This window comes from Rhizobium etli CFN 42, assembly GCF_000092045.1.
Classification (GTDB): Bacteria; Pseudomonadota; Alphaproteobacteria; order Rhizobiales; family Rhizobiaceae; genus Rhizobium; species Rhizobium etli.
This window is the reverse complement of the sequence record NC_007763.1, coordinates 1-25,313: the sequence shown is the minus strand read 5'-3', so window position 1 is coordinate 25,313 and position 25,313 is coordinate 1. Positions and strand designations below refer to the sequence as shown.

Sequence of the window (25,313 nt, the reverse complement as noted above, 5' to 3'; positions counted from 1 at the left end):
CCCCGGCCATCTGTCTTCACTTTGCCGTCACACGTAGCGGAACACGCCGATGGCGTAGACCACGGAGATGGCAAGAGCCCACCACAGGTTGGGCCCAGCGAGCCCAAGCCATGCAAGATGAATGAACGCTGCACCGAGCAGCGAAATGAAAAGCCGGTCGCCGCGGGTGGTTTCGAAACGCAGCACGCCCACGCGCGGCGAGCCGCCCGGCGAAAAAAACTCCCAGACGCTCATGGCGATCAGAAGCGTCAGGATCGTCAGGAAGAACAGCGCCGTCGGCAGCGTCCAGGCCATCCAGGAAAGGGTCATGTCCGGTCCTCCTCAGACGCGGCCCAGGGCAAAGCCCTTGGCGATGTAGTTGCGGACGAAATAGATGACGAGCGCGCCCGGGATGATGGTCAGCACGCCGGCAGCTGCCAGCACACCCCAGTCCATACCGGCGGCCGAAACCGTTCGCGTCATGATCGCCGAGATCGGCTTTGCCGCCGTCGTCGTCAGCGTGCGGGCCAGCAGGAGCTCGACCCACGAGAACATGAAGCAGAAGAAGCCTGCCACACCGACGCCGCTCGCGATCAGCGGAATGAAGATCTTGATGAAGAAGCGCGGGAAGGAATAGCCATCGATATAGGCGGTCTCGTCGATTTCCTTCGGCACGCCGGACATGAAGCCTTCCAGGATCCAGACCGCGAGCGGCACGTTGAACAGGCAATGGGCAAGCGCCACGGCAATATGCGTGTCGATCAGGCCGAAGGCCGAATAGAGCTGGAAGAAGGGCAGTGCGAAAACCGCCGGCGGCGCCATGCGGTTGGTCAGCAGCCAGAAGAACAGATGCTTGTCGCCGAGAAAGCGGTAGCGCGAGAAGGCGTAGGCCGCCGGCAGCGCCACGGCGACGGAGATCACCGTGTTCATCACCACATAGATGATCGAGTTGATGTAGCCGTTATACCAGGACGGATCGGTGAAGATTACCGTATAATTGCGCAGCGTCGGGGCTGCCGGCCAGAGCGAGAAGGCGCCGGTGATTTCGGCATTCTCCTTGAAGCTCATATTGATGAGCCAGTAGATCGGCAGGATCAGGAAGAGGATGTAGATCGTCGGCACCAGCCAGGAGAGGCTGCCTGCGGGTTTGTATTTTCTGGTCATATCTGCCCTCCCCCTTAGCTCGCGTCGCTGCTGGTCATCACGGTGTAGAACACCCAGGAGAGCAGCAGGATGATGAGGAAATAGATGATCGACATTGCCGCCGCCGGGCCGAGATCGAACTGGCCGACCGCCATCTTCACAAGGTCGATGGAGAGGAAGGTCGTCGAGTTGCCGGGGCCGCCGCCGGTGACGACGAAGGGCTCGGTATAGATCATGAAACTGTCCATGAAGCGCAGGAGCACAGCGATCAGCAGCACCCGCTTCATCTTCGGCAGCTGGATGTAGCGGAAGACGGACCAGCGCGAGGCGCCGTCGATCTTGGCAGCCTGATAATAGGCGTCCGGGATTGAAACCAGGCCGGCATAGCAGAGCAGCACAACGAGGCTCGTCCAGTGCCAGACGTCCATGACGATGACAGTCACCCAGGCGTCGACGGGATCGCGGACATAATTGTAGTCGAGACCGATCGCGGCGAGCGTATGACCGAGTAGGCCGATATCGACGCGTCCAAAAACCTGCCAGATGGTGCCGACGACGTTCCACGGAATGAGCAGCGGCAGCGCCATCAGTACCAGGCAGACTGGGACGCCGGGCCCCGACTTCGGCATGTTGAGGGCGATGAAGATGCCCAGCGGAATTTCAAGCGCCAGGATGATGAAGGAGAACAGCAGATTGCGCTGGAGCGCTTCCCAGAAGCGGTCGGAATGCAGCGTCTGGACGAACCAGTCGGTGCCGGCCCAGAAGAACTCGTTATTGCCGAACGTATCCTGCACCGAGTAGTTGACGACGGTCATCAGCGGAATGACCGCCGAAAAGGCCACGAGCAGCAGCACCGGCAGCACCAGAAACCAGGCTTTGTTGTTCCACGTTTTTTGCATGGCTCAGGCCTCCCTGCCGACACGCCAGCTGTCGGCGTAGATGCTGATGGCGGACGGATCGAAGGTGACGCGGGCATCCGCGGGAATGTCGTCATCTTCAGAGACGACGATCGCGATCGGCTGGCCGGCGAAACGGGCGCGCACGATCTTCTGCCGGCCGATATCCTCGATCTTGTTGATTGTAACCGGCATGCCCTCCCGCCCGAGGCGGATGAATTCGGGGCGAATGCCAAGTTCGGTCTTCACCGCGCCATTGGTATTCGGCGCATAATCCAGCGTCAGCACCTCATCTCCGATCTTGACGGCGCTGCCGTCGATCTGTGCAGGCATGACGTTCATGCCCGGAGACCCGATAAAATATCCGACGAAGGTGTGGCTCGGACGCTCGAACAGCTCGGCCGGCGTGCCGATCTGAACGATCTGGCCGTCATACATGACGACGACCTTCTCGGCGAAAGTCAGCGCCTCGGTCTGGTCGTGGGTGACATAGACCATGGTGAAGCCGAACTGCTTGTGCAGCCGTTTCAGCTGCGAGCGCAGCACCCATTTCATATGAGGATCGATGACGGTCAGCGGCTCGTCGAACAGGATGGCGTTGACGTCGTTGCGCACCAGTCCGCGGCCGAGCGAGATCTTCTGCTTCTGGTCGGCGGTCAGCCCCTGCGCCTTGCGCTTGGCCCAGCCGGCTAGATCGATCATTTCGAGAATGTCGCGCACGCGCCGGTCGACATCGGCCTCGGCCACGCCGCGGTTGCGCAACGGGAAGGCGAGATTGTCGTAGACGGTCATAGTGTCGTAGATGACGGGGAACTGGAAGACCTGCGCAATGTTGCGGCTCTGCGTCGAAAGGTTCGTCACATCCTTGCCGTCGAAGAGAATGCGGCCATGCGAAGGCTGCAGCAAGCCGGAGATGATGTTGAGCAGCGTGGTCTTGCCGCAGCCGGAGGGGCCGAGCAGCGCGTAGGCGCCGCCGTCGTTCCACTCGTGATCGACTTCCTTGAGCGAATAATCCTTTTCCGTCTTCGGATTGGCGCCGTAGGCGTGGCGGATATGGTCGAGCGTGATGCGTGCCATGGTGCTCTCCTATGCCTTTCCGGCTGCAGCGACAGCGCCGACCGCAGCAATGGCGCGGCCGTCGGCGCCGAAGGCCATCAGGTGGCGGGTGTCGAGAAAGGCCTCGATCTCGATATCCGGATCGATGTCGTGAATGCCATGCGCCAGCATCACCCAGCGCACGCCGTCATATTCCAGATGCACGAAGCTTTCCGAACCGGTGATCTCGGAAACCAGCGTGCGCGCCTGCAGGCGGGCCGCATCGCCGGTCTGGGCCCGAAGGCCGAGATGATGCGGGTGAAAGGCGATCGTCACCGGCCCGTTCGGCACCGCGGCCAGATGCGAGGGGACGGGAAGCGTGGCCCCGCTCGGGCGCGTGAAGATATCGCCCGATTTCGTCACGTCGAGCGAGTTCAGCGGCGGATCGGCGAAGATGCCGGCGCTGTCGAGATCGACAGGGCGGCGATAGACGTCGATGGTCGGCCCGAACTGGGTGACCCGACCTTGGTTCAAAGTTGCCGTATTGCCGCCGAGCAGCAGCGCCTCGGACGGTTCGGTGGTGGCGTAAACGAAGATCGCACCCGACTGGGCAAAAATCTTCGGCAGCTCCTCACGCAGTTCTTCGCGCAACTTGTAATCGAGATTGGCAAGCGGCTCGTCCATCAGCACGAGGCTGGCATTCTTGACGAGCGCGCGGGCAAGCGCGGTACGCTGCTGCTGCCCGCCGGACAGGTTCAGCGGTGTGCGGTCGAGATAGGGCGTGAGCTTCAGAAGCTCGGCGGCCCTGCGCACGTCGCGGTCGATCGTGGCGGCGTCCTTGCCCGAGATGCGCATCGGCGAGGCGATGTTTTCATAAACGGTCAATGCCGGATAGTTGATGAACTGCTGGTAGACCATGGCGACATTGCGCTTCTGCACCGGCATGCCGGTGACGTCGGCACCGTCGAAATGGACGGAGCCGGCGGTCGGACGGTCGAGCCCGGCCATCAGCCGCATCAGCGACGTCTTGCCCGACAGCGTCGGCCCAAGCAGGACATTCAGTGTGCCCCGCTCAAGGACCAGATCGGTCGGATAGATGTGATAGTCCGCGCCCACCATCTTGGCGGCGTTTCGCAGTTCCAGCATTCCGATTCCCCTGCCTCCACGCAGCGGGGACCACATGCCGCCTATCCGGCCATCGCCGGTATGGCAGCCATGTACTCCTCCAGTGACTGGGCCTGTTCCTTCGAAAGGCGCAGACCATCCTTTGTTCTCCTCCACAGCACGTCTTCTGCGTGCCGGGCCCATTCATGCTCAACGAGATATTTGACCTCGGCCTCGTAGAGATCGCCGCCGAACAGCCGCCCGAGGTCGTCAAGGCCGCGGGCAGCGCCAAGCAGAGTCACAGCCCGCGTGCCGTAACGGCGCACCAGCCGGCGGGCGTGTGCATCGGCAAGGAACGGATAGCGCCGCTTAAGACCGGCGACTTCCGCTTCGTAGCCACGAACCGGAAAGTCGCCGCCGGGCAGATGGCTTTTGGCCGTCCAAGGAGCACCCTTGACGCCGATCGCGGCGCCGATCTTCTCCAGCGCATGCTCAGAAAGCCGACGATAGGTGGTGAGCTTGCCGCCGAAGACGTTGAGCAGCGGCGCGGCCCCGGCTTCGCCTTCCAGCTTCAGCACATAATCGCGCGTCGCCTCCTGCGCCTTCGAGGCGCCGTCGTCAAAAAGCGGTCTGACTGCCGAGTAGGTCCAGACGATGTCCTCCGGCCTGACCGGTTCTTTGAAATATTCCGACGCGGCATTGCAGAGATAGACCGTCTCCTCCTCGGAGATCCGGACATCTTTGGGATCGGCAGTGTAGTCGCGGTCCGTGGTGCCGATCAGGGTGAAGTCGCCCTCATAGGGGATGGCGAAGATGATGCGGTTGTCGGGATTCTGGAAGAAATAGGCACGGGGGTCGTCGAACTTCTTCCTGACGACGATATGGCTACCCTGAACGAGACGAACGTGGCGGGCCTCGTTCTGGCCGAAGGCGGAACGGATGACGTGATCGACCCAGGGACCGGCGGCGTTGATCAGCATGCGGGCCCGATGGCTGTCATCGCGGCCAGTGACCGTATCGGTCGTTTCAATGTGCCAGAGACCATTCTCGCGTCGCGCCGACACCACTTTGGTGCGCGGCATGATCGTCGCCCCTTTGTCGGCAGCGTCGCGGGCGTTCAACACGACCATGCGGGCATCATCGACCCAGCCGTCGGAATATTCGAACGCCCTTGTGAACAGCGCTTTCAGCGGTTTGCCGGCCGGGTCCTTGCGCATGTCGAGCACGGAGGTCGCCGGCAGTAGCTTGCGGCCGCCAAGATGATCGTAAAGGAAAAGGCCGAGCCGGATCAGCCAGGCCGGGCGAATGCCGCCCTTATGATAAGGCAATACGAAGCGCAGCGGCCAGATAATGTGCGGCGCCATCGCCCAGAGGATCTCGCGCTCCATCAGCGATTCACGCACCAGGCGGAATTCATAATGCTCGAGATAACGCAGGCCGCCATGAATCAGCTTGGTCGCTCCCGACGAGGTGCCGGAGGCGAAATCGTTCATCTCCGCCAGCGCGACGGAATAGCCGCGCCCAACGGCGTCGCGCGCGATGCCGCAGCCGTTGATGCCGCCGCCGATGACGAATATGTCGTGTATCTCCCGGCTCAATTGCCCCTCCGAGCCCGCTGCTGATTTCGCATCGCACAAAATCTGCGCGATTGCGAAAGTGATAACAGTTAAAGCGAAAGGAATGTGAATGTCAAACGAATGTTTGTTCCATTCGCATGATCTAACGCGATCTGGTGCTCGTTTCGATCAGCTTCACATTGTATTCGAGGCAGAGATTACGGATCGACGGCACCGGACAGTGGTCGGTGATGAAGGTATGGACCTGGGAGAGCTGGCCAATCCGGACCGGCGCGGTGCGTTCGAACTTCGTCGAATCGGCAACGAGGATGACATGCCGGGCATTGGCAATAATCGCCTGGGCGACCTTCACTTCGCGAAAATCATAATCAAGGAGCGCGCCGTCGCTATCGATTGCCGATGCGCCGATGACGGCATAATCGACCTTGAACTGGCGGATGAAATCGACCGCCGCTTCGCCGACGATGCCGCCGTCCGAGCCACGCACGACCCCACCGGCAATCACCACCTCGATTGCCGGAAAGAGACGCAACCTATTGGCAACGTTTATGTTATTGGTGATCACCATCAGCTCGTGGTGGTTGGCGAGCGCCTCGCCCACCGCTTCGGTCGTCGTGCCGATATTGATGAAAAGCGAGGCTCCGCTCGGGATCAGCTCGACTGCCGCCATGCCGATTGCCTGCTTCTCGGAAGCGGCGATCTGCCGTCGCGCCTCATATTTGACGTTCTCCGTCCCGCTCGGAAATGTCGCACCGCCATGGATGCGTGTCAGCACCTGGGCATCGCAGAGATCGTTCAGATCCTTGCGGATTGTTTGCGGCGTCACCGAAAAACGGGAGGCAAGCTCCTCGACCAGAACCCTGCCGCTCGATTTAGCAATCGACACGATTTCAGTTTGTCGGTCGGTCAAGAACATCGGCGCCCCTTTCGATCTGCTTTCGTTTTTAAAGAAAGCGAACGGCAGCGCAATGCCTATTTGTTAGCGGGCCCTTCCGCACTCCGAATGCCGCGGTGCGCGATGCAGCTACCGTTTCCGCATCACGTTGACCACGAGCACGCCGAGGATCGCCATGACGCCGCCCATTGCGCCGAGCGCAGTCGGCGTCTCGCCCAGCCAGCCGAACCCGATCAGCGTTGCGACCGGCGGGACGCCGTAGAGGAAATTCGAGGCGCGCGCAGCCGTCAGCCGCTTCAAGGCGATGGCCCAGGTAAGATAGCCAATCGCAGTCGGGAAGATGACAAGATAGGCAACGCCCCAATTGACCTCTGCCGGCGCCGCGGCCAGCGCGCTGATCGTGGATGGGACGGCTGGTAACAGCGGCACGGAGCCGATCAGCAGGATCCAGGCGGTGACGGCAAGCGCCGGCAGGCGAGCGAGCAGCGGTTTCTGCAACACGCTTGATATCGCCGAGCAGAGCGCTGCCCCGAGGATCAGCACGGCGTTCGGATCGAGCTTGAAGCCGCCGTCAGAGGAAAGCGCAATCAGCGCCACGCCGCCGAAGGAAACCGCAGTACCCGCCCAGCCCCAGCGTCCGAAGCGCTCGCCGAGCGCGAATGTGGCAATCAGGGCGGTGAAGACGGGCATGGTATTGATGATGAAGCTCGCCGGCCCCGCCGCCACCGTCTGCTCGCCGGTGTTCAGGAGAACCGCATAGGCGGCGATGAAGAGGATAGCAGCCACCGAGAGGCGGAGGAAATCACGCTTTTCCGGCATCGGCCGGTAGATGGCGAGATAGACAAGGGCGAGGACGCCTGCCGCCACATAACGGGCCGTTGCCAGTTCGATCGGCGTCAGCGGTCCGAGGCAAATGCGAATCACGACGAAGGAAGAGGCCCAGAAAAGAATGGTAACCACGATCGCCGCAAAGGCGATCAGATCGAAGCCGCCTTGCTGTTTTGCCGAAACCGGTGCGCTTGCCGCCATGCTCATTTTCGCCTCCATCTGTGCGTGCCGCAATGAATTAGCCCTTCAATGCATGCTTGAAAAGCACCGCAATCGATGATCAAATGTGCGCATGGTTCACAGCTCGCCAGCGCTCCCACCGCTCGATACGCTCGAGACCTTTGCCCGCGCCGCCCGGCTCGGATCGTTTTCGGCCGCGGCCGAGGAAAGCGGAATCACTCACGGCGCCGTATCCCGGCAGGTCTCGCGGCTCGAGCGCTGGATGGGTGTGCGGCTCTTCGCGCGTGAAGCTCGCGGTGTGCGCCTCACCCCGGAGGGCATGCGCTTCTACGCCCGTGCCGAGGAAGCCCTTTCCCTGCTTGGTAACACCGGCGAGCGCTGGCTGCCACGGCCGAACAAGGCGGTGGTGCGCCTTTCCGTTACTCCGTCCGTCGCCTCTCTATGGTTGTTTCCGCGCCTGGCAAAGCTCGAAGGAAATGAGCTGCATGTCGAATTGACGCTCGAACACCGCCTGGCGGACTTCGGCGAAGGTACGGACCTTGCCATCCGCTGCGGCAAGGGACCATGGGCCGGCGTGCGCGCCCTGCCGCTCTGGCAGGAGAAATCTTTGCCGATCGCCTCACCGGCGATGGCAGCACGACTCGGGAAACGCTCGGATGCGCTTTCGCTGCTCGATCTGCCGATCCTTCACGACTCCAATATCGAGGGCTGGCGTCGCTGGCTCGCGCGTGAGGGCGTCGACTATACGCCGCGTGGGCAGGACCGACGCTTCGAGGATTACAATCTGGTGATCGATGCCTGCGCGCAAGGGCTCGGCATTGCGCTTGCAAGGCCGCCGCTGTCGGATGCCGCGCTTGCCGCCGGCCGCGTCGTCGCAGTGTCACAGCGTACCCTCGATTCCCATGTCGCTTTTCACCTGATCCGGCCGGACGATGCATTGAGAAGCCCTGCCATCGAATTCGCCAGCCGCTTCCTGCGCGAAGCCGGCCATGACGAGGCGAGGATCAACGCCTTTATCGCACCCGGCAAGCCGAAAACGTAAACAGAAGACGCGGCGCGCACTTTCCTCAGCCGTCTACAGCCGCTTCGGCTAGGTGGCTTACTTCGCGGGGAACTTCAGGCGCATTTCCTTCGCCAGCTCGAAGCCAACGCTGCGATAGACTGGTTCCCCCGCATCCGAGGCGTGGATGACAGCGGTCGTGCAGCCGATGGATTTCAAATAATCAACGGCCCTGTTCGTCAGCGCCAAGGCGATGTCGCGCCGGCGGAAAGCCTCCGCGACATAGACGGACCAGATGTAACCGTGCAACCGCTGCTCCGGCCGAATGACTTCCGGAAACGGCGACTGGTGTAGCTGGCAAGATACGGAACCGGCGATTTCATCGTCCACAACGGCCAGGAACGAGGCGAGGCGTCGCTCCTCGCGACCGCTTCTCAAAAACGACAATATCCGCGCCGCCGCATCCGGCCTCTAATGTTCGGGCGGCGTGCCATAGCTGTCCCAGATTTTCAGATAGTGCCCGACAGGATCTCGTCCTCGCCGGGCGTTGCGATTCGGATATCCATCGTTCGTCGCCAGCAAGCCCAACCCAATAATCGCGCGACGCCCCCGCCGCGTCGCGGCAGGGGGCGACAAAACCCGTCAATCCGCCGGGGTCAGTGTCATCGACGCGCTGCCGGCCGCAACATTCAGGCCGAGCTGGCCAGTCAGGCTAACCGTCTGCAGATGGATTGAACCGGAGGTGCCACCGACCAGGAGGTTGGCGCCGACGCCGGCACCGACCGTCGCCTCTGCGCTGGCGCCGACATAAAGTCCAGCGAGCGACCCGCGATGATAACCAGCCGTCGGCGCAAATACCGCCCAGATCAGGCGACTGCGCGTGGTGAAGCCGAGGTCGATGCCAAGCTTTCGAATTTCCCCAGTGTAGTGATCGAAAAGCTCATTGCCGACAATTGACTGAAAGACGCAATCGGCTTCCTTGGACGAACCGAGCACATAACCCGTGCCGCCGCCGATATCGCAAGTGAGATAGCCGATCTTCACGCCGTTGCGCAGGTCCGGCTCTTCATAGGTTCTGGTGACGGGGTCGGCGGCATTGGCCGCCCCCGCGCCGACAAACGTCAACGATACCGCGGCAAACGCCGTCGCAAGAGTTTTCTTCATAAGTCTCTCCTTCTCAAATCGTGACGGGAACACCCGGCTGGCGGCACCGGATATCGCAGGGGACCGCCAAGCAATCCCGGACGGCGCCGTTTTCGCGTCGCGTGTCAAAGCGCGTGGGAGGCGCAAGCGACAGCGATACGGTTCAGCCCCATTGGGACATTTCGAAGGCATATGCGACTTGCATGCGGTCTTTCACGATCTTGTTAGGGATGGTTGCATGAAAAGCACATTCGCTCGCAGCGGGCTTCCGCCGACCGCTGCGGAACTATCAAGAAAAACAAAACCCGGCGATAGTTATCACCGGGCTTTATACTTGACCAATCTTCACTATACTCTGCGCATAAAGCGCATGACAAGCGAGACGACGAACAACACCAGGAAAATGAAGAACAGAACCTGGGCAATGGAAGCTGAAGCCCCTGCGATGCCGCCAAATCCGAGGACACCGGCAATCAAGGCCACAACGAGAAACACCAGAGCGTAGTAAAGCATCGCAATCTCCTTTTACGTTGCTGCGGAGATAACGGCGGCCGCCCGGTTTGGTTCCCTCACTCCCACGGCCGGCGGATGGAACATCGCATCGTGCGTCGCTCAGCCGAACTGAAAGACGCCGCCGTACATCCGGTCGCCTTCGGTCGGCTCGGGAGGTTCGGCCGCATCGAGATAAGTCTTGAGCGGCCCGGTCAGCACGAACCAGACACTTGCCCCCAGCATGAAACAGGCGCCCACCGGATCGTCGATGCGGGCGATAAAGGGAAGGCAGGCGGATGAGAACAGCACGATGATCCGCACCGACCATTCCGCTTCCCGTTTGGCAACGGCTCGCGCCCGCGACGACTTGTATTCCCGGACGCCATAGGCGCTTCCGCCCGCCTTGACCGCCGAAAACAATCTTTTGGCTGAAGGCAGGGCCAGCATGATCAGCGCGGCAATGCTCAGCGCGAAAGGCTTGCCCGCCATAACCTGTCCACTCGCGATAAGCAGAAAGGACAGCACGACGAGATTCCACGTCGGCTCCAGCAGCTCCGGCGACTGCCGCGTACGAATGTGCCACTGCCGCAGCAAGCCTGCCGCGCCGTTCAATAACGGCTGATCGATATGACGATTGATCCAGTCCATGCTGATGTGCCCGCCCCGATTGTTTGAAGAAGGCCCGAACACCACGGAAATGGGTCATCATCGTGGCAGAGCGCCGGCAATGTCGGCCGGCGCTCTTCTTCGCTCACATAAACGGCTTTCACAACCGCCGATAAAGCTCCGGCCGTCCAACAATATGCCGGACAGCGCTCTGCTGGTCGTTGCGATTTTGATGGTTTCGACTTGGCCGGCAAAATAGCCGTCAGCTGCGCAGGCCAGGGGCCTCATGACCCGTGCGCGCCACATATTCCGTGTAGCCGCCGCCATATTGATGGATGCCCTCGGGCGTCAGCTCCAGCACCCGATTGGAGAGCGTGGCCAGGAAATGCCGATCGTGCGAAACAAACAGCATGGTGCCCTCATACTGCGACAGCGCCTTGATGAGCATCTCCTTGGTGTCGAGGTCGAGATGGTTGGTCGGTTCGTCGAGCACGAGCAGGTTCGGCGGGTCGAACAGCATCATCGCCATGACCAATCGGGCCTTCTCGCCGCCCGACAGCACTCGGCACCTTTTTTCGACGTCATCGCCGGAAAAGCCGAAACATCCGGCGAGAGCCCGCAAAGGCCCCTGCCCTGCCTGGGGAAACCGATCTTCCAGCGATTGGAAGATCGTGCGTTCGCCATCGAGAATATCCATGGCATGCTGGGCGAAATAACCCATCTTGACGCTGGCGCCGAGAGCGACGCTGCCCTGGTCCGGCGTGGTCGTGCCCGTCACCAGCTTCAGCAGCGTCGATTTGCCGGCGCCGTTGATGCCCATGATGCACCAGCGTTCTCGCCGCCGCACCATGAAATCCAGCCCCTCATAGATGCTTCGGCTGCCATATTTCTTATGGACGTTCTTTAAGCTGATCACGTCCTCGCCGGAGCGCGGCGCTGGCTGGAATTCGAACGCGACCGACTGGCGGCGCTTGGGCGGCTCCACCCGGTCGATCTTCTCCAGCTTCTTCACGCGGCTCTGCACCTGCGAAGCATGCGAAGCGCGCGCCTTGAACCGCTCGATGAACTTGATTTCCTTGGCGAGCATCGCCTGCTGGCGCTCGAACTGGGCCTGTTGCTGCTTTTCGTTCTGCGCCCGCTGCTGCTCGTAAAATTCATAGTCGCCGGAATAGGAGGTCAGCGACCCGGCATCGATCTCGAGGATCTTGTTGACGATACGGTTCATGAACTCGCGGTCGTGCGAGGTCATCAGCAGCGCACCCTCATAGCCCTTTAGGAACTCTTCGAGCCATATCAGGCTTTCGAGATCGAGATGGTTGCTCGGCTCGTCGAGCAGCATGACATCGGGGCGCATCAGCAGGATCCGGGCAAGCGCCACACGCATCTTCCAGCCGCCCGACAGCGCGCCGACGTCGCCATCCATCATCTCCTGGCTGAAGCTCAGGCCCGCAAGCACTTCGCGGGCGCGGCCGTCGAGCGCATAACCGTCCAGCTCCTCGTAACGCGCCTGCACCTCGCCGTAGCGCTCGATGATCTCCTCCATGTCGCCCGCCCTCTCCGGATCGACCATGGCGGCCTCCAACTCCCGCAGCTCGGCGGCAACGACGCTGACCGGCCCGGCGCCGTTCATCACCTCGGCGACGGCGCTATGGCCCGCCATCTCGCCGACATCCTGGTTGAAGTAGCCGATCGTGACGCCCTTCTCACAGGACACCTGGCCCTCGTCCGGCTGCTCTTCGCCATTGATCATCCGGAAGATCGTCGTCTTGCCGGCGCCGTTCGGGCCGACGAGGCCGATCTTCTCGCCTCTGTTGAGCGCCGCCGACGCCTCGATGAAGAGGATGCGATGGCTAAGCTGCTTGCTGATATTCTCGATACGAATCATGGTGTGCTATGGGGGTCCCGGGAAAGTTTCGGCGCCCTTATGCCACGCGTGGAAACGGCAGGATAGACCCGTTCGGACCTCTCGATCTCTGAGTTCGAATTGGATAACATCATGACCCACGCCGAAGGAAACCTGTGCCCATGAGCGTTCGCCCGCCGCAGTCTTTCAGACAATCCAATCAGAACACTGGCGGTTTCAACGTTCTCGAATACGAGCTCATGGCCGCACGCGCCGATTCGCTCGGCCGTCATGGGCTAAAGGTGGAGGCGGCACTCGCGAACCTGAAAGCCTGGAGGGTCGAGCGCCAGAGCCCCGAGGAGCGCGAAAGGCTTGTCAATGAAGCCTCCGACGCCGTCTGGGCCTTCTTCGTCCAGCGCGAGATCTGTGGATTGCGGAACAACCGCGACGCCATTCAGCGCTACGGCATCCCCAATGAAGTGCTCGCGCGATTGGGCGCGGTGCGCAGATGACGCGCGAACACCGCCGCCCCTCCTCTCGGGAAATGAAATCAACGGTGTCCAATGGTTTAGCGCCGAACTGGTAGGAAAGGGATTGTGATGCCAAGCTCAGTCAGGATCGGCAGTCAGGACCTCACTGTCGACGTTTCTTCTCTCGGCGCCGAGATGCAGGCGCTCACCAGCAGCGATGGGCGCTCGTGGTTATGGACGGGTGACGCGGCTTTCTGGAGCGGGCGCTCACCGATCCTGTTTCCGATCGTCGGCAAGGCGCCGGATGACATGATCTCAATTGACGGCACCCCCTATCCGATGGCGCAGCACGGTTTTGCCCGGCGTAACGAGTTTAGGCTCGCGGCATCCACGGCGACGATGTGCCGGTACGAGCTTGCCGCCTCCGAGGCGACAAGGGCGGTCTTTCCATTCGATTTTCTGTTCGCCGTGGAGCATGCGGTGACTGGCCGTGCGGTGACGATATCGGCGGAGGTCAGCAACCGCGGCCGGAAAATCATGCCGTTCGGACTTGGCTTCCATCCGGCCTTTGCCTGGCCGCTGCCTGGCGCTTCCGGGCGCGCCCATACAGTGACGCTCGACAACGAAGGCGAGCCGGGGCTCGTCAGGTTGGTGGGCGGCCTTATCGATCCAGCGCCGCTGCCCTCCCCCTTCGACAAGGGCCGACTGGTGCTGGATCATGGGATGTTCGAGCAGGATGCGATGATTTTCCCCGAAGGTGCGGGCGAAGGGTTGCGCTACGGCGCCGAGGGTGGGCCGGCCTTGCGGTTCCGTTTCGAAAACCTGCCCAATCTTGCGCTGTGGACCAAGCCAGGGGCGCCCTTCCTCTGCGTCGAACCATGGCACGGGACTGCTGCGCAAACTGGAGCATCAGGCGAACTGTCGGAGCGGCCCTCGACCACCCTGCTGGCGCCGGGTACTACGGCGCGCTTCGCCTTCAGCGTCGAAATCGGGCAGTAGATTTTCGCAGCGAAGCCCTCCTTTCCGGATAAAGGAGGGCTTTCTTTCAGGATGATTTTCCTGCGGCGTCGGTCGCTTTTCAATGGGCGCCGGCGCCTGCGCCAGCCTGCGGCTTTTTCGTGAGAAGCAGGGCAATCGCCGCCAGCGCCAAGACCACGCCGATCACGGCAAAGGTGTCGCTGAAGCCCATGATGAGGGCCTGACGTTTGACGGTCTGGCCAAGAGCGACGATCGCCTTCTGCGATGCAACGGCCGGATCGGTGACGCCATGCTGGATGAAGTAACCTGACAATTTTCCCAGGCGATCGCGCACCTCGTCACGGGTCAGCGTAATCGACTGGCCGATGATATTCGAATGGAACTGTTCGCGCTTCGTCAGGATCGTGCCGAGCGAGGCCGTGCCGACCGCGCCGCCGAGATTGCGCAGCATATTGGTAAGACCCGACGCTGCAGCGGCATCGACGGGCGCAATGCCAGCCGTGGTGATCGCCGTGATCGGCGTCAGCACCAAGGCCTGGCCGATGGCACGCACGATATTCGGGATCCAGAACTGGTCGCCGGCATTGTCCGCCGACAGCATGATGTTCATGAAGCAGCTGATCGCGAAGATCGAGATCCCGATGAAGCCGATGTAGCGGGCGTCGAAACGCTTCATAAGAACGGGCACCAGCGGGATGAGCAACAGCTGCGGCAGACCGGTCCAGGCGAGCACGTTGCCGATCTGCTCAGCATTATAGCGCTGCACCTGGCCGAGATATTGCGGCAGGATATAGACCGTGCCGAAGAGTGCGACGCCGACAAGGACATTGACTAGCACGCCGATGCCGAAATTGCGCTGGGTGAGCAGCCGCAGCTTGACCAGCGGCTTCTTCACCCTCAGCTCGATCCAGATGAAGGCAGCAAGAAATACGAAGGCGACGATGCTGAGCTTGACAATGAAGGGCGAGGAGAACCAGTCGTCCTTGTTACCCTCTTCCAGCACGGTCTGCAGCGCCGAAAGACCGATCGCCATGGTGATGATGCCGGCCCAGTCCCCTTCTTTCAAGAGGTGAAGCTGCATCGGCTGTTTGTCCAGCGTCAGAGCGAGAGCGGCCGCCATGATGAGGCTCGGGGCCGTATTGATGAAAAAGATCGTCTGCCAGCCGTAGTTCTCCGTGAGATAGCCGCCGATCGTCGGACCGATCGCGGGGGCGAAGGTGACCGAAAGGGCAAAGATCGCAAGACCGAGAGGCTGCTGGCTCTTCGGCAGCTTGGTCAGCACCATGGTGAAGGCCATCGGGATCAGCACACCGCCGGCAAAGCCCTGAAGGCCGCGCAGCAGGATCATTGTGCCGAGATCCTGCGCAAAGGCACAGGCCATCGAAAAGAGCGGGAAGAGGATGGAGTTGACGAGGATATAGCGGCGAAACGAGAAGACGCTGCTGAAATAGGCCGTCAGCGGAATGACGACGATCTCGCCGATTAGGTAGGAGGTAGAGATCCAGGCGCCGTTGTCGACGCCTGTTCCGATTCCACCCTCGATGTCGAGAAGGGAGGCATTGGTGATCTGGATGTTGAGGATCGCCATGAAGGCGCCGATCATGCCGGCAAGGACGGCGATCCAATCCCTTGTGCTGGCGCGCGGTTGCGCAATGGCGACCGCTGTTGCTGCGATAGTGGACATGACACGATCTCCTGATCCCCGCCTCTACTTACGGTCGGCATCGGCCTTGGTGTCGATGCTCGGCTGGACGGACATGCCGGGACGCAGATCGCCATTGGCGGCCTCGCCATCCAGGACGATCTTGACGGGAATGCGCTGCACGACCTTGGTAAAATTGCCGGTCGCATTATCGGGAGGCAGCAGCGCGAACTCCTGCCCGCTTGCCGGAGCAAGGCTGTCGACATGGCCGCGATAGGTGCGACCCGGGTAGGTATCGACCTCGATATCCACTGGCTGGCCGGCGCGAACATCCGTGAGCTGCGTCTCTTTATAGTTGGCGATCACGTAAACCGCGCTGGTCGGCACGACCGACATCAGCTGGGTGCCGGCTTGGACATACTGGCCGACACGCAGAGCCCTGTTGCCGATGGTGCCGTCGACCGGCGCAGTGATGGTCGCATAAGAGAGGTTCAGTTCCGCTTGACGCTGGACGGCCTGATCATGGGCAAGCGTCGCCTTCGCCTGGGCAAGTTCCGCATTGAGGAGATCGACTTGCTTGACGGCGGCATCGAGGGCGGCATTGTCGCGAACGATCGTCGCCTGGGCTGCGGCGATGGCGGAAGCCGCCTGCTGCGCAGTCTGGACCGGCGCATAGCCATTGGTCGCGAGATTGGCATAGCGCTTGTTGTTTTGTTCGGCAAAGGTCTCATTGGCCTTGTCGACTTCGAACGTGGCGCGCGCGGCGGCAATCGTCGACTGCTGAATGTCGAGCGAGGCCTGCTTGGCGTTGAGCGTCGCCTCGGCCGCTGCGACATCGGCCTTGGCCTGATCGAGGGCGGCGCGGAAATCACGATCGTCGATGCGGGCAAGCGGCTGGCCGGCCTTGACAACCTGGTTATCGCCGACGAGCACTTCCGCGATATAGCCCGAAACCTTGGGTGCGACGGTGGTGTTGTCAGCCTTCACATAGGCATCGTCGGTAGAGATCTCGAAGCGGCCGATAGTCCAGTAGTTGTGCCCATAATAAGCAGCCCCGGCGATCAAAACGATGGCCGTTGCAGCAAGCAGGAATCTGCGGCCGCCGCGCTTGCGAGCGACAGGCGCCGGCTCGGCGGCAGCTTCGACGATGCGCGGAGCGGCGCCGGCATCGAGGGTTGCGGGCGCGGCTTCAGCCGTGGTTTCCGGGGCAGGTGCGTTGTTGTTCAGAGCCTGCAACGTTTTGATGGACATTGTCTCTCTCCTTGGAGTGGTCGCTGTCGCCACCGGCCGCGGCCTTTGAATTCAGGTGGAATACACTTTAGGAAACTTGATGTTTTCCAAAATATGCTTTAAAAAAAGAATGTCAACGAGAATTTGGAAAATTGCTATGGTCCAAAATCACAAAATCGAGAAGAGACCGCGAGGCCGGCCGCAAGTCCGTTGCGACGACGATACGAAAAGCGTGATCATCGAGGCGGCTAACCGCCAGTTCCGCGACAGCGGTTATGCCGCGGCAAGCATCGCTGCGATCGCTCAGGGCGCGGGGGTTTCAACGAAGACGCTTTACCGGCTGTTTCCGACGAAGGCGGATCTCTTCTCCGAGATGATCACCGAGCGGACGGGACGCTTCCTCGTCACTCTCGATCCGGGGACGCTCGCTGTGGCGGATCTCCACCAGGGACTGGAACGTATGCTGACGGCCTATGGCATGCTGACGCTGTCTCTCGACACGATCACAGTGACTCGGCTTGTTATCAGCGAGTCCGACCGTTTCCCGGAGATCGCCACGGCCTTTTATGAGAAGGCGATCGTCAGAACCAATACGCTGATGGAGGACTGGCTGCGCAAGCAGATCGATCGCGGGGCGATTGCGCTTGGTGATCCACATGCCGCCTGTGGCATGTTGCGCGGCATGATGATCATGGAGCCGCAGCGCGCCGCGATGCTGCGTCAGCAAGAACCGCCCGGGCTTGAGGAGATCGCCGCGAGGGCGAAGATGTGCGCGGATTTGTTCTTGAAGGGTTGCGCGCTCTGAAGCGTCCGGCCAGAGCGCGATGACTTCTACCGAGGGCGGCGTTCTGCCCTGGACGTCCTCAGGTCGGAGGAGCGTCCAGCGCATGTAAGATGCCGCGGAGCTCGGCAAGGCCGCGCATGCGGCCAATCGCCGGGTAGCCGGGTGTGACAACCTTGTTGAGATCGTCGAGCATGCGGTGACCATGGTCCGAGCGAAAGACAATGCTTTCTTCGGAACCGCGCCGGCGGTCCTCGGCAACCAGTTCCCTGAGAACTGCGACCATGTCGACATCGCCATCCAGGTGAGCGCTTTCATGGAATGTCCGGCCATCGCCCTCGCGGGTCGTGGCACGCAGATGAGCGAAATGGATGCGCGGGGCGAAACGGCGAGCAATCGCCGGCAGGTCGTTGTCGGCGCGCACGCCGAGGCTGCCGGTGCAATAACACATGCCGCTCGCCTGCGATGGCACCGCGTCGAAGAGCGCAGCATAATCATCGGCCGTCGAGGCGATGCGCGGCAGGCCGAACAGCGACCTCGGCGGATCGTCGGGATGCAGCGTCAGCTTGACGCCGCGTGCTTCGGCCGCCGGCGTCACCGCTTCCAGGAATTCGACCAGGTGCCGGCGCAGCCTTGCGGCATCGATGCCGCTATAGGCGACAAGCTTTTCCCGGAAGGCCGGAATGGTCAGAGGTTCAGTGGTCGAACCTGGCAGCGCCGAGGTGATGATGCGAGTTATCTCGGCGATCTCCTCCTCCGACATGGTCTCGAAGACGACGCGCGCCCGTTGCCGATCCTCTTCAGAATATTGCTGCGCCGCATCCGGCCGTTCCAGAATGAAGAGGTCGAAGGCCGCGAAGCGCTCGTGATCGAAGCGCATGGCGGTGGCGCCTGTCGGCGTCACGAAATCGAGTTCGGTACGGGTCCAGTCGACGACGGGCATAAAATTATAGCAGACGATCGGAATGCCGCAGGCGGCGACCGCTTCAAGACTGGCGATCCACGCCTCGATTTCGGCCTTCGCCTCACCGCCCCGGCGCTTGACGGCATCGGGGATCGGAATGCTTTCGACGACCGACCAGACCAGCGGCGAGCGATCGGCCGGCGTCGTCTCGATCAGGGACTGGCGCTCGCGCACTTCCCTTTCCGTCCAGGCCCTGCCGATCGGCACCTGATGGAGCGACGAGACGATGTTGGTGGCGCCCGTCTGGCGGACATCATCGAGCGTAACCGGCGCTTCAGGCCCGAACCATCTCCAACCCTGTCGCATGCTTTTTCCTTCCCTCGCCATTTCGGTTCGTGTTTGGACCTGCCGTCAGCAGAAATAATCGGGGTAACGTGAGCGCAATTCGTCGACGTCGGGAATGACGGCGCTCAAGTGATGGATCATCGCGCCGCGCGCAGTCGCAGCATCGTGAGCGGCGAGCGCGTCGCGAATGACGATGTGTTCGCGGACGACATTGTCCATGCGCCCAAGCGCCGGCAGCGCCAGCCGCCGTGCCCGGTCGATCTGCACCTTGACCGTCTTCAGAATCGCCCAGATGCCGGGATAACCTGCTATCTCAGCGATCGCCTCATGAAAGGCCTCGTCCTCTTCATGGAAGTTCGAGGCGTTGGCGACCGCGGCATGCGACCGCTGCCGGGAGATGATCGCATCCAGATGGGCAATGTCGGCAGCGGTGGCGTTTTGGGCGGCAGTCTCGGCGGTCGTACCTTCGAGCGCTTTGCGCACGACCACCGCCTCAGGGATCGACGCCACGGGCACACGCGATACGACCGTGCCCGACTGCGGATAGATGTCGACCAGCCCGCCTTCGGAGAGCCTAAGCAGCGCCTCGCGCACGGGCGTGCGGCTCACCCCGAAATCCTCGGCGATCCGCTTTTCCTGCAGCGACAGGCCAGGCGGCATCCTGAGCGAGACGATATCGGCATAGAGACGTTCGTAGATCGCACCGGCCGTGGTGACGCGTCGCAACCTCGGACCGACTTCCTGAGAAATCGAAACCGCAAGCGCTTGGGCTTCTAAGGACTGCCGCATAATCGAGACCAGTGATCGTGTTCTGGCATACTAGTATATCAGCTGCGGGACTCTGCCAAGACCTGCGAAGGAATTGGATTACATTTGGAGGTTCGGGTTGTTTCACCGCGCTTCGATGCTGGTCGAGACTGTTGGGAACTTAGATCAGCCGAATTGGTTGAGATCCAATCAAGGAGGCGCCGATGAAGAACCCGGTACGACGCACAAGAAATGAAGACATGACTGACGACCCGCGGCTGACGGAATCCTCTCTTGCCGATGCGCGGAAAGGGAAAATGGCGCGGCAAGCCGCACACGAAACCGGCCCGGCGGTGCACCGCGAGGAGGAGATCCGGAAAAGAGCATACGCGCTGTGGGAGAAGGAAGGCAGGCCGGAGGGCAGGCATCGGGATCACTGGATCCACGCCGAGCATGAACTCGATGCGCGGTATGGCGCGGCCGACAATCCTCCCAAGCTCGAAGCGCTGCGAGAGGCCTCGCGCGAACATGGCGATGTCTTCCTCGTCAAGACGGATCTCGAAGACGCGGATCAACGCGAAGCCTCACCGGGCACACGCGAGCAGGATTAAATGCAATCTTGAGCCAATGCAGGAAAGGTCTCGCGACATGGTCGACAAAAAAGACTTGGAGGCCGGATTTACCGGCACACCCGTCGAGCCGCCCGAAGGACTGGCCAAGGTTGCCCAATCCGCGGCTAGCGGGGTGAAACGTGAGGTCTATGCAGTCACGGCCGGGGCTAGAAACCACCCGCACACCGCAAGCGCAGTGTTGCTCACTATCGGTATTCTCGCATTCGGGGTCGGCTATCTCCTCGGCCGGTCATCGGTGGAAAGCGCGCGGCGTCCCTATTGGCGATAGCTGCAGGCACCAAAAGTGGCTGCGCGACCGGCGCGTCGCTGTCCTACAAACGGCCGGCCACTACGGCTGGGCACGAGAGATTCAGATCCTGCGCCGCAGGATGACAAAGCTTCTCAATAGGTTCGCACCTCAAACGTGTTTTCTGTTCGGAATAGCTTTGCTGTTGCGGCCTGTTGCCGCCGTCGTTGGGCAGAGCAACGAGCATCCGAATCTGCTGTTGCCGGAATACGACAGGAAAAAAGCGCAGGTTCCTCCTGCCTTCACGGCTTGACAGCGGTGACAACGATCCTTAGCGAGGCTGGAAAGAGACACGTCAGGGCTACCAAAGTGAATTATTTCAGGCAACTCGTGATTGCGGTGCTCCATCCCGGGAACGGGTCTGGAAGCGCGCTTGATCGATCCAATGGCATTGCGGTCTTTCTCTTTGCAATCCTGCCCGGGCTTTCGCCTAATTTCAACTCCTTCATCCTCCTCGGGTCGATGCTATCCGGCCTCTATTGTCTGGCAAGGGCCCGCTTTCCTCTGAACCTGTCGAAGTCCGACCGGGTGGTTGCCATTTGTATGACGATTTACCCGGTGGTGATGATCGTCAGCATATTCGTCAATCCGCCTTTCTCGGAAGAACTGGATTGGATTTTCCGGCTCCTGCCGTTCTTTTCGATCTGGCTGATTTTGCCGCGCATGCGTCAATCTCCCGATGGCCGCCTTGTGCCGCTCTTTATTCTCGGCGCGGGTCTCGGCATGATCGTTACTTTTCTTTTCAGTCTGCTTCAGGTCCTGTTCCTGATGCCGAGGGCCGAGGCGGGAACCTCGAACGCGGCGCTGCTGGGCGTTATCGGCGTGCTTTTCGGCGGCGTCGCGCTTCTCAATATTCAATCTCCCAAAAGCATGGAGCAAAAGATCGCGATATTGGGATATGCCGCCGGTCTCGGCAGCGCGCTACTTTCCGGAACGCGCTCGGCCTGGCTGGTCATCCCCGTTCACCTCGTCATTTTCCTCTGGTATTTTCCCAAAAACCGTTTTCATGTCAGTCTGCGCAGCCTCGCCATCACCGGCTCGGTATTGCTGCTGGGACTTCTCGCCTTGGGCAGCGACCAGGTTGTCTATCGCGTCCGTGAACTCCAGGACAATCTGTCATCGCTCGAAAGCACCAATGGTGATATCACGTCGCTGAGCGCCCGTGTTGCCCTCTACAAGGGTGCCCTATCGGCGATCGTCAAGGACCCGTTCACCGGCTATGGCCCGCAGAACCGGATGGCTGCTGTCCTGGCAGAAGTCCCTGAGAGCCTGAGGCCGCAACTGCCCTATTCCCATGTCCATAACGGCTTTCTCACAGCGGGAATCGACGCCGGCCTTGTCGGTATCGCAGCGCTTTCGCTGCTGCTCCTGACGCCCGTCATCGGTGCGTGGAAAAAGGAACCTGGCCCTGGCCGGGATCTAGCCATGGCGCTCGCTCTCTTGCTCACCAGCAGCTACATTATAACCGGCAGTTTCGGTATCATGTTCAACCAAAAAGCGCTGGATCCGATATTCGCCTATATGGTCGCTCTTATTTGCGCGGACCGGGGCAGTACACGCTATGCACCTGTGGTTCGAAGCTGATTTCCTGCGCCTGAGGCTAGCGCGTTGACATCTTCATGCGCCGGATTGGTTTCGGCCCCGGTGAACGCAAGATCTGAAACCTCGCCCGTTGAGGAATAGCCGGAAACGAGTTCTGCCAAGGTCGCGCGCGCCGCGACCATGTCGTTTCGGTCCAACGACGCATTGAGCGAGTTGAGCTTCTTCGAAAGTTCTGCCCAGAACAGGAAATCCTCGCGCGCCTTCATAATCCGCGGATGTTCAGTTGTCTCGGGGTTATCGCCGATCAGCAGTTCTTCATAAAGCTTCTCGCCGGGCCGCAGGCCGGTAACGGCAAGCTCGATGTCCCCCTCTGGATTATCCACGTCCCGGACGGTCAATCCGGACAGTTCGACCATCTTGCGGGCGAGATCCGCAATGCGGACGGGCTCGCCCATATCGAGCAGGAAAACATCGCCGCCCTCGGCCATGGCGCCCGCCTGGATGACAAGTTGCGAGGCTTCCGAAATGGTCATGAAATAGCGGGTTATCTTCGGATGCGTCAGGGTAACCGGGCCGCCTTCCTTGATCTGCTGCCGGAACAGCGGCACGACGGATCCGGAGGAACCGAGGACATTTCCGAAGCGGACCATCGAGAAATTTGTCCGCAGTCTGTCAGCGGTCAGCTCTGCCGCAAGCGCCTGCAGCACCATCTCCGCCAGCCTCTTGCTGGCACCCATCACATTCGTCGGGCGCACGGCTTTGTCGGTGCTGATCAGCACGAAATTCGAAACGCCGTATTTATTTGCCGCACGTGCGGTGATCAATGTCCCCATGACATTGTTCTTGATGCCTTCCACGGCGTTGTGTTCGACGAGAGGCACATGCTTGTAAGCGGCGGCGTGATAAAGCGTCTGAGGCCGCCAGCTTTCCATGATATGTTCCATGCGATCCTGGTCGCGGACGGAACAAAGGATCGGCACGATCTGCAGCCCCTCATGCTTGTAAACTTCGGCCAGCTTCAGCAATTCGGCATGAATATTATAAAGTGCAAACTCGTTCTGATCTATGAGGATGAGGCTTGAAGGCGCGTTGCGCAGAATCTGGCGGCATAACTCGCCGCCGATGGAGCCGCCGGCACCCGTGACCATCACCACCTTGTTGCGCATCGCCTTGTCGAGCAGCTCTTGCCGCGGCGCAACCGCTTCCCTGCCGAGCAGGTCTTCGATCTCCAGCTCACGAATATCGGAAACCGCGACTCGTCCTTGAGCCAGAGCGGTGAGATCCGGCAAAGTCCGGACGTTCACCCTGGCTTTGCGGATATGCTCGAGAATTTCATTGCGACGCTGCCGCGATGCGGATGGAAGAGCAAGAAGCACGTTGTGCACGCCAAGTGTTTCGGCGAGCACCGGAAGATCCGACGGGTCATAGATCGGCAAACCGCCCATGATGCCGCCCTTAAGGCGCGGATCATCATCGAGGTAGCCGACGACATTGAGTTCGGCGCTGTTCGTCAGAGCGCCGGCGAGTTGCCGCCCGGCATTTCCCGCCCCATAGATCAACACCTTGGCGAGCGTGTTCTGGTGAAGGATACGCTGGTAAGTATCCCCGAGCCAATAACGGATACCCAACCGCGACAGGCCGATCGCAATCAGCAGCAGGAAGGGCTGGAGAATGCCGACGGTTCTCGGAACGCCCGGGACGCTGAGCGCCGTAAATATCGTCATGAAGGCGACACCGTAGATCGCAATGGCTTTTAGAACGGCAATGAAAGCGGCCATGTTGGCATAACGGAAGATCGCCCGATACATGCCCATGACGATGAAGATGGGAAGCGCCATGCACAAGGAAACGAAGACCGGCAACCACTGCACGCCTGTTAGCACCGTCCATTCGTTCAGACGGAAGCAATAAGCCAGCCAGATCGTCAGGACACAAAGACCGGAATCCACCAGCAAGGCGAGAGCGCGTTTGGCAGCACGCGGCATCGCCAGCAGAGGCGCGACGAGCGCCTGCATCGGCACCAAGAACCATCTCGAGCGTGGCGTCTCAGTGGGGGTATTTTCAGGCATTGCTTCCCAGCGTCTCGCAGATCAATCAGACAACCACCTTGTTGTCATTTTCTACAACGAGCGCAACTGAAATAATCGGAAATCAAAGTGTTCCGCACCGCTCATCTATCAGAAGTAGGTAAGCTAGTGCTTTATTCCCTTACGGCGAACGACCTTCTCGGCCGTCAGAAACAGGATGCGCATGTCGAAACCGAGGGAGCGTCGCTCAAGATATTCGACATCGAATTTCACCTTCTCCGGAATTGGCAATTCATCACGCCCGTTGATCTGCGCCCAACCTGTCAATCCGGGCAGCAGTTTGTCGACGCCGTAGACCGTCCGCAATTCGATCAGATCATATTGATTGTAGAGCGCCGGGCGCGGCCCGACGAAACTCATCTTGCCCGCCAGAATGCACCAGAGCTGGGGCAGTTCGTCGAGACTGGATTTGCGCAGAAACGAGCCGATGGGCGTCAGAAACCGCTCAGGGTTTTCGAGCAGATGTGTCGCGACTGTCGGCGTGTCGACGCGCATGCTGCGGAATTTCGGCATCAGGAAGATCTGATTGAAACGCCCGATACGTTTTGACCAGTAGAGGATCGGTCCTGGTGATGTTAGCCGGACACTAAGAGCGACGACAAGGATCGGAACGAGCAGGATGACCGAAGCTATCAAAGCCAGGAGAAAATCCACCGCCCGTTTCAAGCCCATGCCCAGCACTTCTTCCATTGCCTCTTCAGCGGATTTCCGCCATACGCCACCCGCGCCGTATCGTCAAAAAGGCTTTTCACGTCAACTCCAACCGCACCGTTTCTCCAGCGAACGCCGGCCGATCGTCGATCAGGTCCTTCCCTCGCCTTGCCAATCAAAAATCTTGTAACTTCATGATCTCAAAGGAAGAATATCCTAACAAGAAGTTATCACCCTGTTTATTTCCGTCACCTTTCGTTAACCATAGATCGCCACGGACAGATGACACGAAATTTT

25 protein-coding genes and 1 pseudogene are annotated in these 25,313 nt (G+C 60.7%); 7 read left to right on the top strand and 19 right to left on the bottom strand.

What is annotated here, in order from left to right:
* Nucleotides 1–27: 27 nt before the first annotated feature.
* The 8 genes from RHE_RS22120 to RHE_RS22085 form a co-directional block, all read right to left on the bottom strand.
* The gene (locus RHE_RS22120) at nucleotides 28–309 is read right to left on the bottom strand and encodes a DUF2160 domain-containing protein (protein ID WP_011427490.1); all 282 of its coding nucleotides are present in this window, start codon (nucleotides 307–309) and stop codon (nucleotides 28–30) included.
* Between the two features lie 12 nt (nucleotides 310–321).
* Nucleotides 322–1,143: a carbohydrate ABC transporter permease gene (locus RHE_RS22115; RefSeq protein ID WP_011427489.1), complete on the bottom strand. Its 822-nt coding sequence runs from the start codon at nucleotides 1,141–1,143 to the stop codon at nucleotides 322–324.
* 14 nt (nucleotides 1,144–1,157) lie between these two features.
* On the bottom strand, nucleotides 1,158–2,021 hold the full coding sequence (locus tag RHE_RS22110) for a carbohydrate ABC transporter permease (protein ID WP_011427488.1): 864 nt from the start codon (nucleotides 2,019–2,021) through the stop codon (nucleotides 1,158–1,160).
* A 3-nt stretch (nucleotides 2,022–2,024) separates the two neighbouring features.
* Nucleotides 2,025–3,095 (bottom strand): ABC transporter ATP-binding protein, encoded by a 1,071-nt coding sequence (locus tag RHE_RS22105; RefSeq protein WP_011427487.1) that lies wholly within the window; start codon nucleotides 3,093–3,095, stop codon nucleotides 2,025–2,027.
* A 9-nt stretch (nucleotides 3,096–3,104) separates the two neighbouring features.
* Nucleotides 3,105–4,199, bottom strand: coding sequence for an ABC transporter ATP-binding protein (locus tag RHE_RS22100; RefSeq protein ID WP_011427486.1), 1,095 nt, complete (start codon nucleotides 4,197–4,199; stop codon nucleotides 3,105–3,107).
* A 41-nt stretch (nucleotides 4,200–4,240) separates the two neighbouring features.
* Nucleotides 4,241–5,755 (bottom strand): glycerol-3-phosphate dehydrogenase, encoded by a 1,515-nt coding sequence (glpD, locus tag RHE_RS22095; protein ID WP_011427485.1) that lies wholly within the window; start codon nucleotides 5,753–5,755, stop codon nucleotides 4,241–4,243.
* 121 nt (nucleotides 5,756–5,876) lie between these two features.
* Nucleotides 5,877–6,650, bottom strand: coding sequence for a DeoR/GlpR family DNA-binding transcription regulator (locus tag RHE_RS22090; protein ID WP_011427484.1), 774 nt, complete (start codon nucleotides 6,648–6,650; stop codon nucleotides 5,877–5,879).
* 108 nt (nucleotides 6,651–6,758) lie between these two features.
* A complete protein-coding gene (locus RHE_RS22085; protein ID WP_042119645.1) occupies nucleotides 6,759–7,676 on the bottom strand; it encodes a DMT family transporter in 918 nt (305 codons plus the stop codon).
* 73 nt (nucleotides 7,677–7,749) lie between these two features.
* Here RHE_RS22085 and RHE_RS22080 point away from each other — a divergent pair, with 73 nt between their 5' ends.
* Entirely contained in the window at nucleotides 7,750–8,679 is a 930-nt protein-coding gene (locus tag RHE_RS22080; RefSeq protein WP_011427482.1) for a LysR substrate-binding domain-containing protein, read from the top strand.
* A gap of 57 nt (nucleotides 8,680–8,736) precedes the next feature.
* On the opposite strand, the pseudogene RHE_RS22075 reads toward RHE_RS22080, so the two are convergent.
* From RHE_RS22075 to RHE_RS22055, 5 genes and pseudogenes are all read right to left on the bottom strand, one after another.
* A pseudogene (locus tag RHE_RS22075) lies at nucleotides 8,737–9,203 on the bottom strand (GNAT family N-acetyltransferase).
* Nucleotides 9,204–9,279: 76 nt separating this feature from the next.
* The gene (locus tag RHE_RS22070; RefSeq protein WP_011427480.1) at nucleotides 9,280–9,801 is read right to left on the bottom strand and encodes a DUF992 domain-containing protein; all 522 of its coding nucleotides are present in this window, start codon (nucleotides 9,799–9,801) and stop codon (nucleotides 9,280–9,282) included.
* Nucleotides 9,802–10,128: 327 nt separating this feature from the next.
* Nucleotides 10,129–10,293: a DUF1328 domain-containing protein gene (locus RHE_RS32095; RefSeq protein WP_003571841.1), complete on the bottom strand. Its 165-nt coding sequence runs from the start codon at nucleotides 10,291–10,293 to the stop codon at nucleotides 10,129–10,131.
* Nucleotides 10,294–10,392: 99 nt separating this feature from the next.
* Complete coding sequence (locus tag RHE_RS22060; RefSeq protein WP_042119641.1) at nucleotides 10,393–10,920, bottom strand: hypothetical protein; 528 nt, start codon at nucleotides 10,918–10,920, stop codon at nucleotides 10,393–10,395.
* 220 nt (nucleotides 10,921–11,140) lie between these two features.
* The gene (locus RHE_RS22055) at nucleotides 11,141–12,763 is read right to left on the bottom strand and encodes an ABC-F family ATP-binding cassette domain-containing protein (protein ID WP_011427478.1); all 1,623 of its coding nucleotides are present in this window, start codon (nucleotides 12,761–12,763) and stop codon (nucleotides 11,141–11,143) included.
* A gap of 140 nt (nucleotides 12,764–12,903) precedes the next feature.
* Between RHE_RS22055 and RHE_RS22050 the strand changes: the two genes are divergently transcribed.
* The gene (locus RHE_RS22050) at nucleotides 12,904–13,233 is read left to right on the top strand and encodes a DUF6665 family protein (RefSeq protein ID WP_011427477.1); all 330 of its coding nucleotides are present in this window, start codon (nucleotides 12,904–12,906) and stop codon (nucleotides 13,231–13,233) included.
* A gap of 87 nt (nucleotides 13,234–13,320) precedes the next feature.
* Complete coding sequence (locus tag RHE_RS22045) at nucleotides 13,321–14,190, top strand: aldose 1-epimerase family protein (protein ID WP_011427476.1); 870 nt, start codon at nucleotides 13,321–13,323, stop codon at nucleotides 14,188–14,190.
* 79 nt (nucleotides 14,191–14,269) lie between these two features.
* On the opposite strand, the gene RHE_RS22040 is transcribed toward RHE_RS22045, so the two are convergent.
* Nucleotides 14,270–15,853 (bottom strand): DHA2 family efflux MFS transporter permease subunit, encoded by a 1,584-nt coding sequence (locus RHE_RS22040; RefSeq protein ID WP_011427475.1) that lies wholly within the window; start codon nucleotides 15,851–15,853, stop codon nucleotides 14,270–14,272.
* A gap of 24 nt (nucleotides 15,854–15,877) precedes the next feature.
* On the bottom strand, nucleotides 15,878–17,062 hold the full coding sequence (locus tag RHE_RS22035) for an HlyD family secretion protein (protein ID WP_011427474.1): 1,185 nt from the start codon (nucleotides 17,060–17,062) through the stop codon (nucleotides 15,878–15,880).
* 136 nt (nucleotides 17,063–17,198) lie between these two features.
* Between RHE_RS22035 and RHE_RS22030 the strand changes: the two genes are divergently transcribed.
* Nucleotides 17,199–17,846 carry a TetR/AcrR family transcriptional regulator C-terminal domain-containing protein gene (locus RHE_RS22030; RefSeq protein WP_032490474.1) on the top strand — a complete coding sequence of 216 codons (648 nt, stop codon included), beginning with the start codon at nucleotides 17,199–17,201 and terminating at the stop codon, nucleotides 17,844–17,846.
* 58 nt (nucleotides 17,847–17,904) lie between these two features.
* Here RHE_RS22030 and uxuA read toward each other — a convergent pair whose 3' ends face one another.
* A complete protein-coding gene (gene uxuA, locus RHE_RS22025; protein ID WP_011427472.1) occupies nucleotides 17,905–19,092 on the bottom strand; it encodes a mannonate dehydratase in 1,188 nt (395 codons plus the stop codon).
* 45 nt (nucleotides 19,093–19,137) lie between these two features.
* Nucleotides 19,138–19,860 (bottom strand): GntR family transcriptional regulator, encoded by a 723-nt coding sequence (locus RHE_RS22020; protein ID WP_011427471.1) that lies wholly within the window; start codon nucleotides 19,858–19,860, stop codon nucleotides 19,138–19,140.
* A 218-nt stretch (nucleotides 19,861–20,078) separates the two neighbouring features.
* Here RHE_RS22020 and RHE_RS22015 point away from each other — a divergent pair, with 218 nt between their 5' ends.
* From RHE_RS22015 to RHE_RS22005, 3 genes are all read left to right on the top strand, one after another.
* On the top strand, nucleotides 20,079–20,429 hold the full coding sequence (locus RHE_RS22015) for a DUF2934 domain-containing protein (protein WP_244425804.1): 351 nt from the start codon (nucleotides 20,079–20,081) through the stop codon (nucleotides 20,427–20,429).
* 37 nt (nucleotides 20,430–20,466) lie between these two features.
* Nucleotides 20,467–20,718: a hypothetical protein gene (locus tag RHE_RS22010; protein WP_042119638.1), complete on the top strand. Its 252-nt coding sequence runs from the start codon at nucleotides 20,467–20,469 to the stop codon at nucleotides 20,716–20,718.
* Between the two features lie 327 nt (nucleotides 20,719–21,045).
* Complete coding sequence (locus RHE_RS22005; RefSeq protein ID WP_042119636.1) at nucleotides 21,046–22,320, top strand: O-antigen ligase family protein; 1,275 nt, start codon at nucleotides 21,046–21,048, stop codon at nucleotides 22,318–22,320.
* Here RHE_RS22005 and RHE_RS22000 read toward each other — a convergent pair.
* Nucleotides 22,296–24,347: a polysaccharide biosynthesis protein gene (locus RHE_RS22000; RefSeq protein WP_042119634.1), complete on the bottom strand. Its 2,052-nt coding sequence runs from the start codon at nucleotides 24,345–24,347 to the stop codon at nucleotides 22,296–22,298. The two genes, RHE_RS22005 and RHE_RS22000, sit on opposite strands and share 25 nt — an antisense overlap.
* Before the next feature lie 123 nt (nucleotides 24,348–24,470).
* Nucleotides 24,471–25,037 carry a sugar transferase gene (locus RHE_RS21995; RefSeq protein WP_011427467.1) on the bottom strand — a complete coding sequence of 189 codons (567 nt, stop codon included), beginning with the start codon at nucleotides 25,035–25,037 and terminating at the stop codon, nucleotides 24,471–24,473.
* Nucleotides 25,038–25,313: the final 276 nt, after the last annotated feature.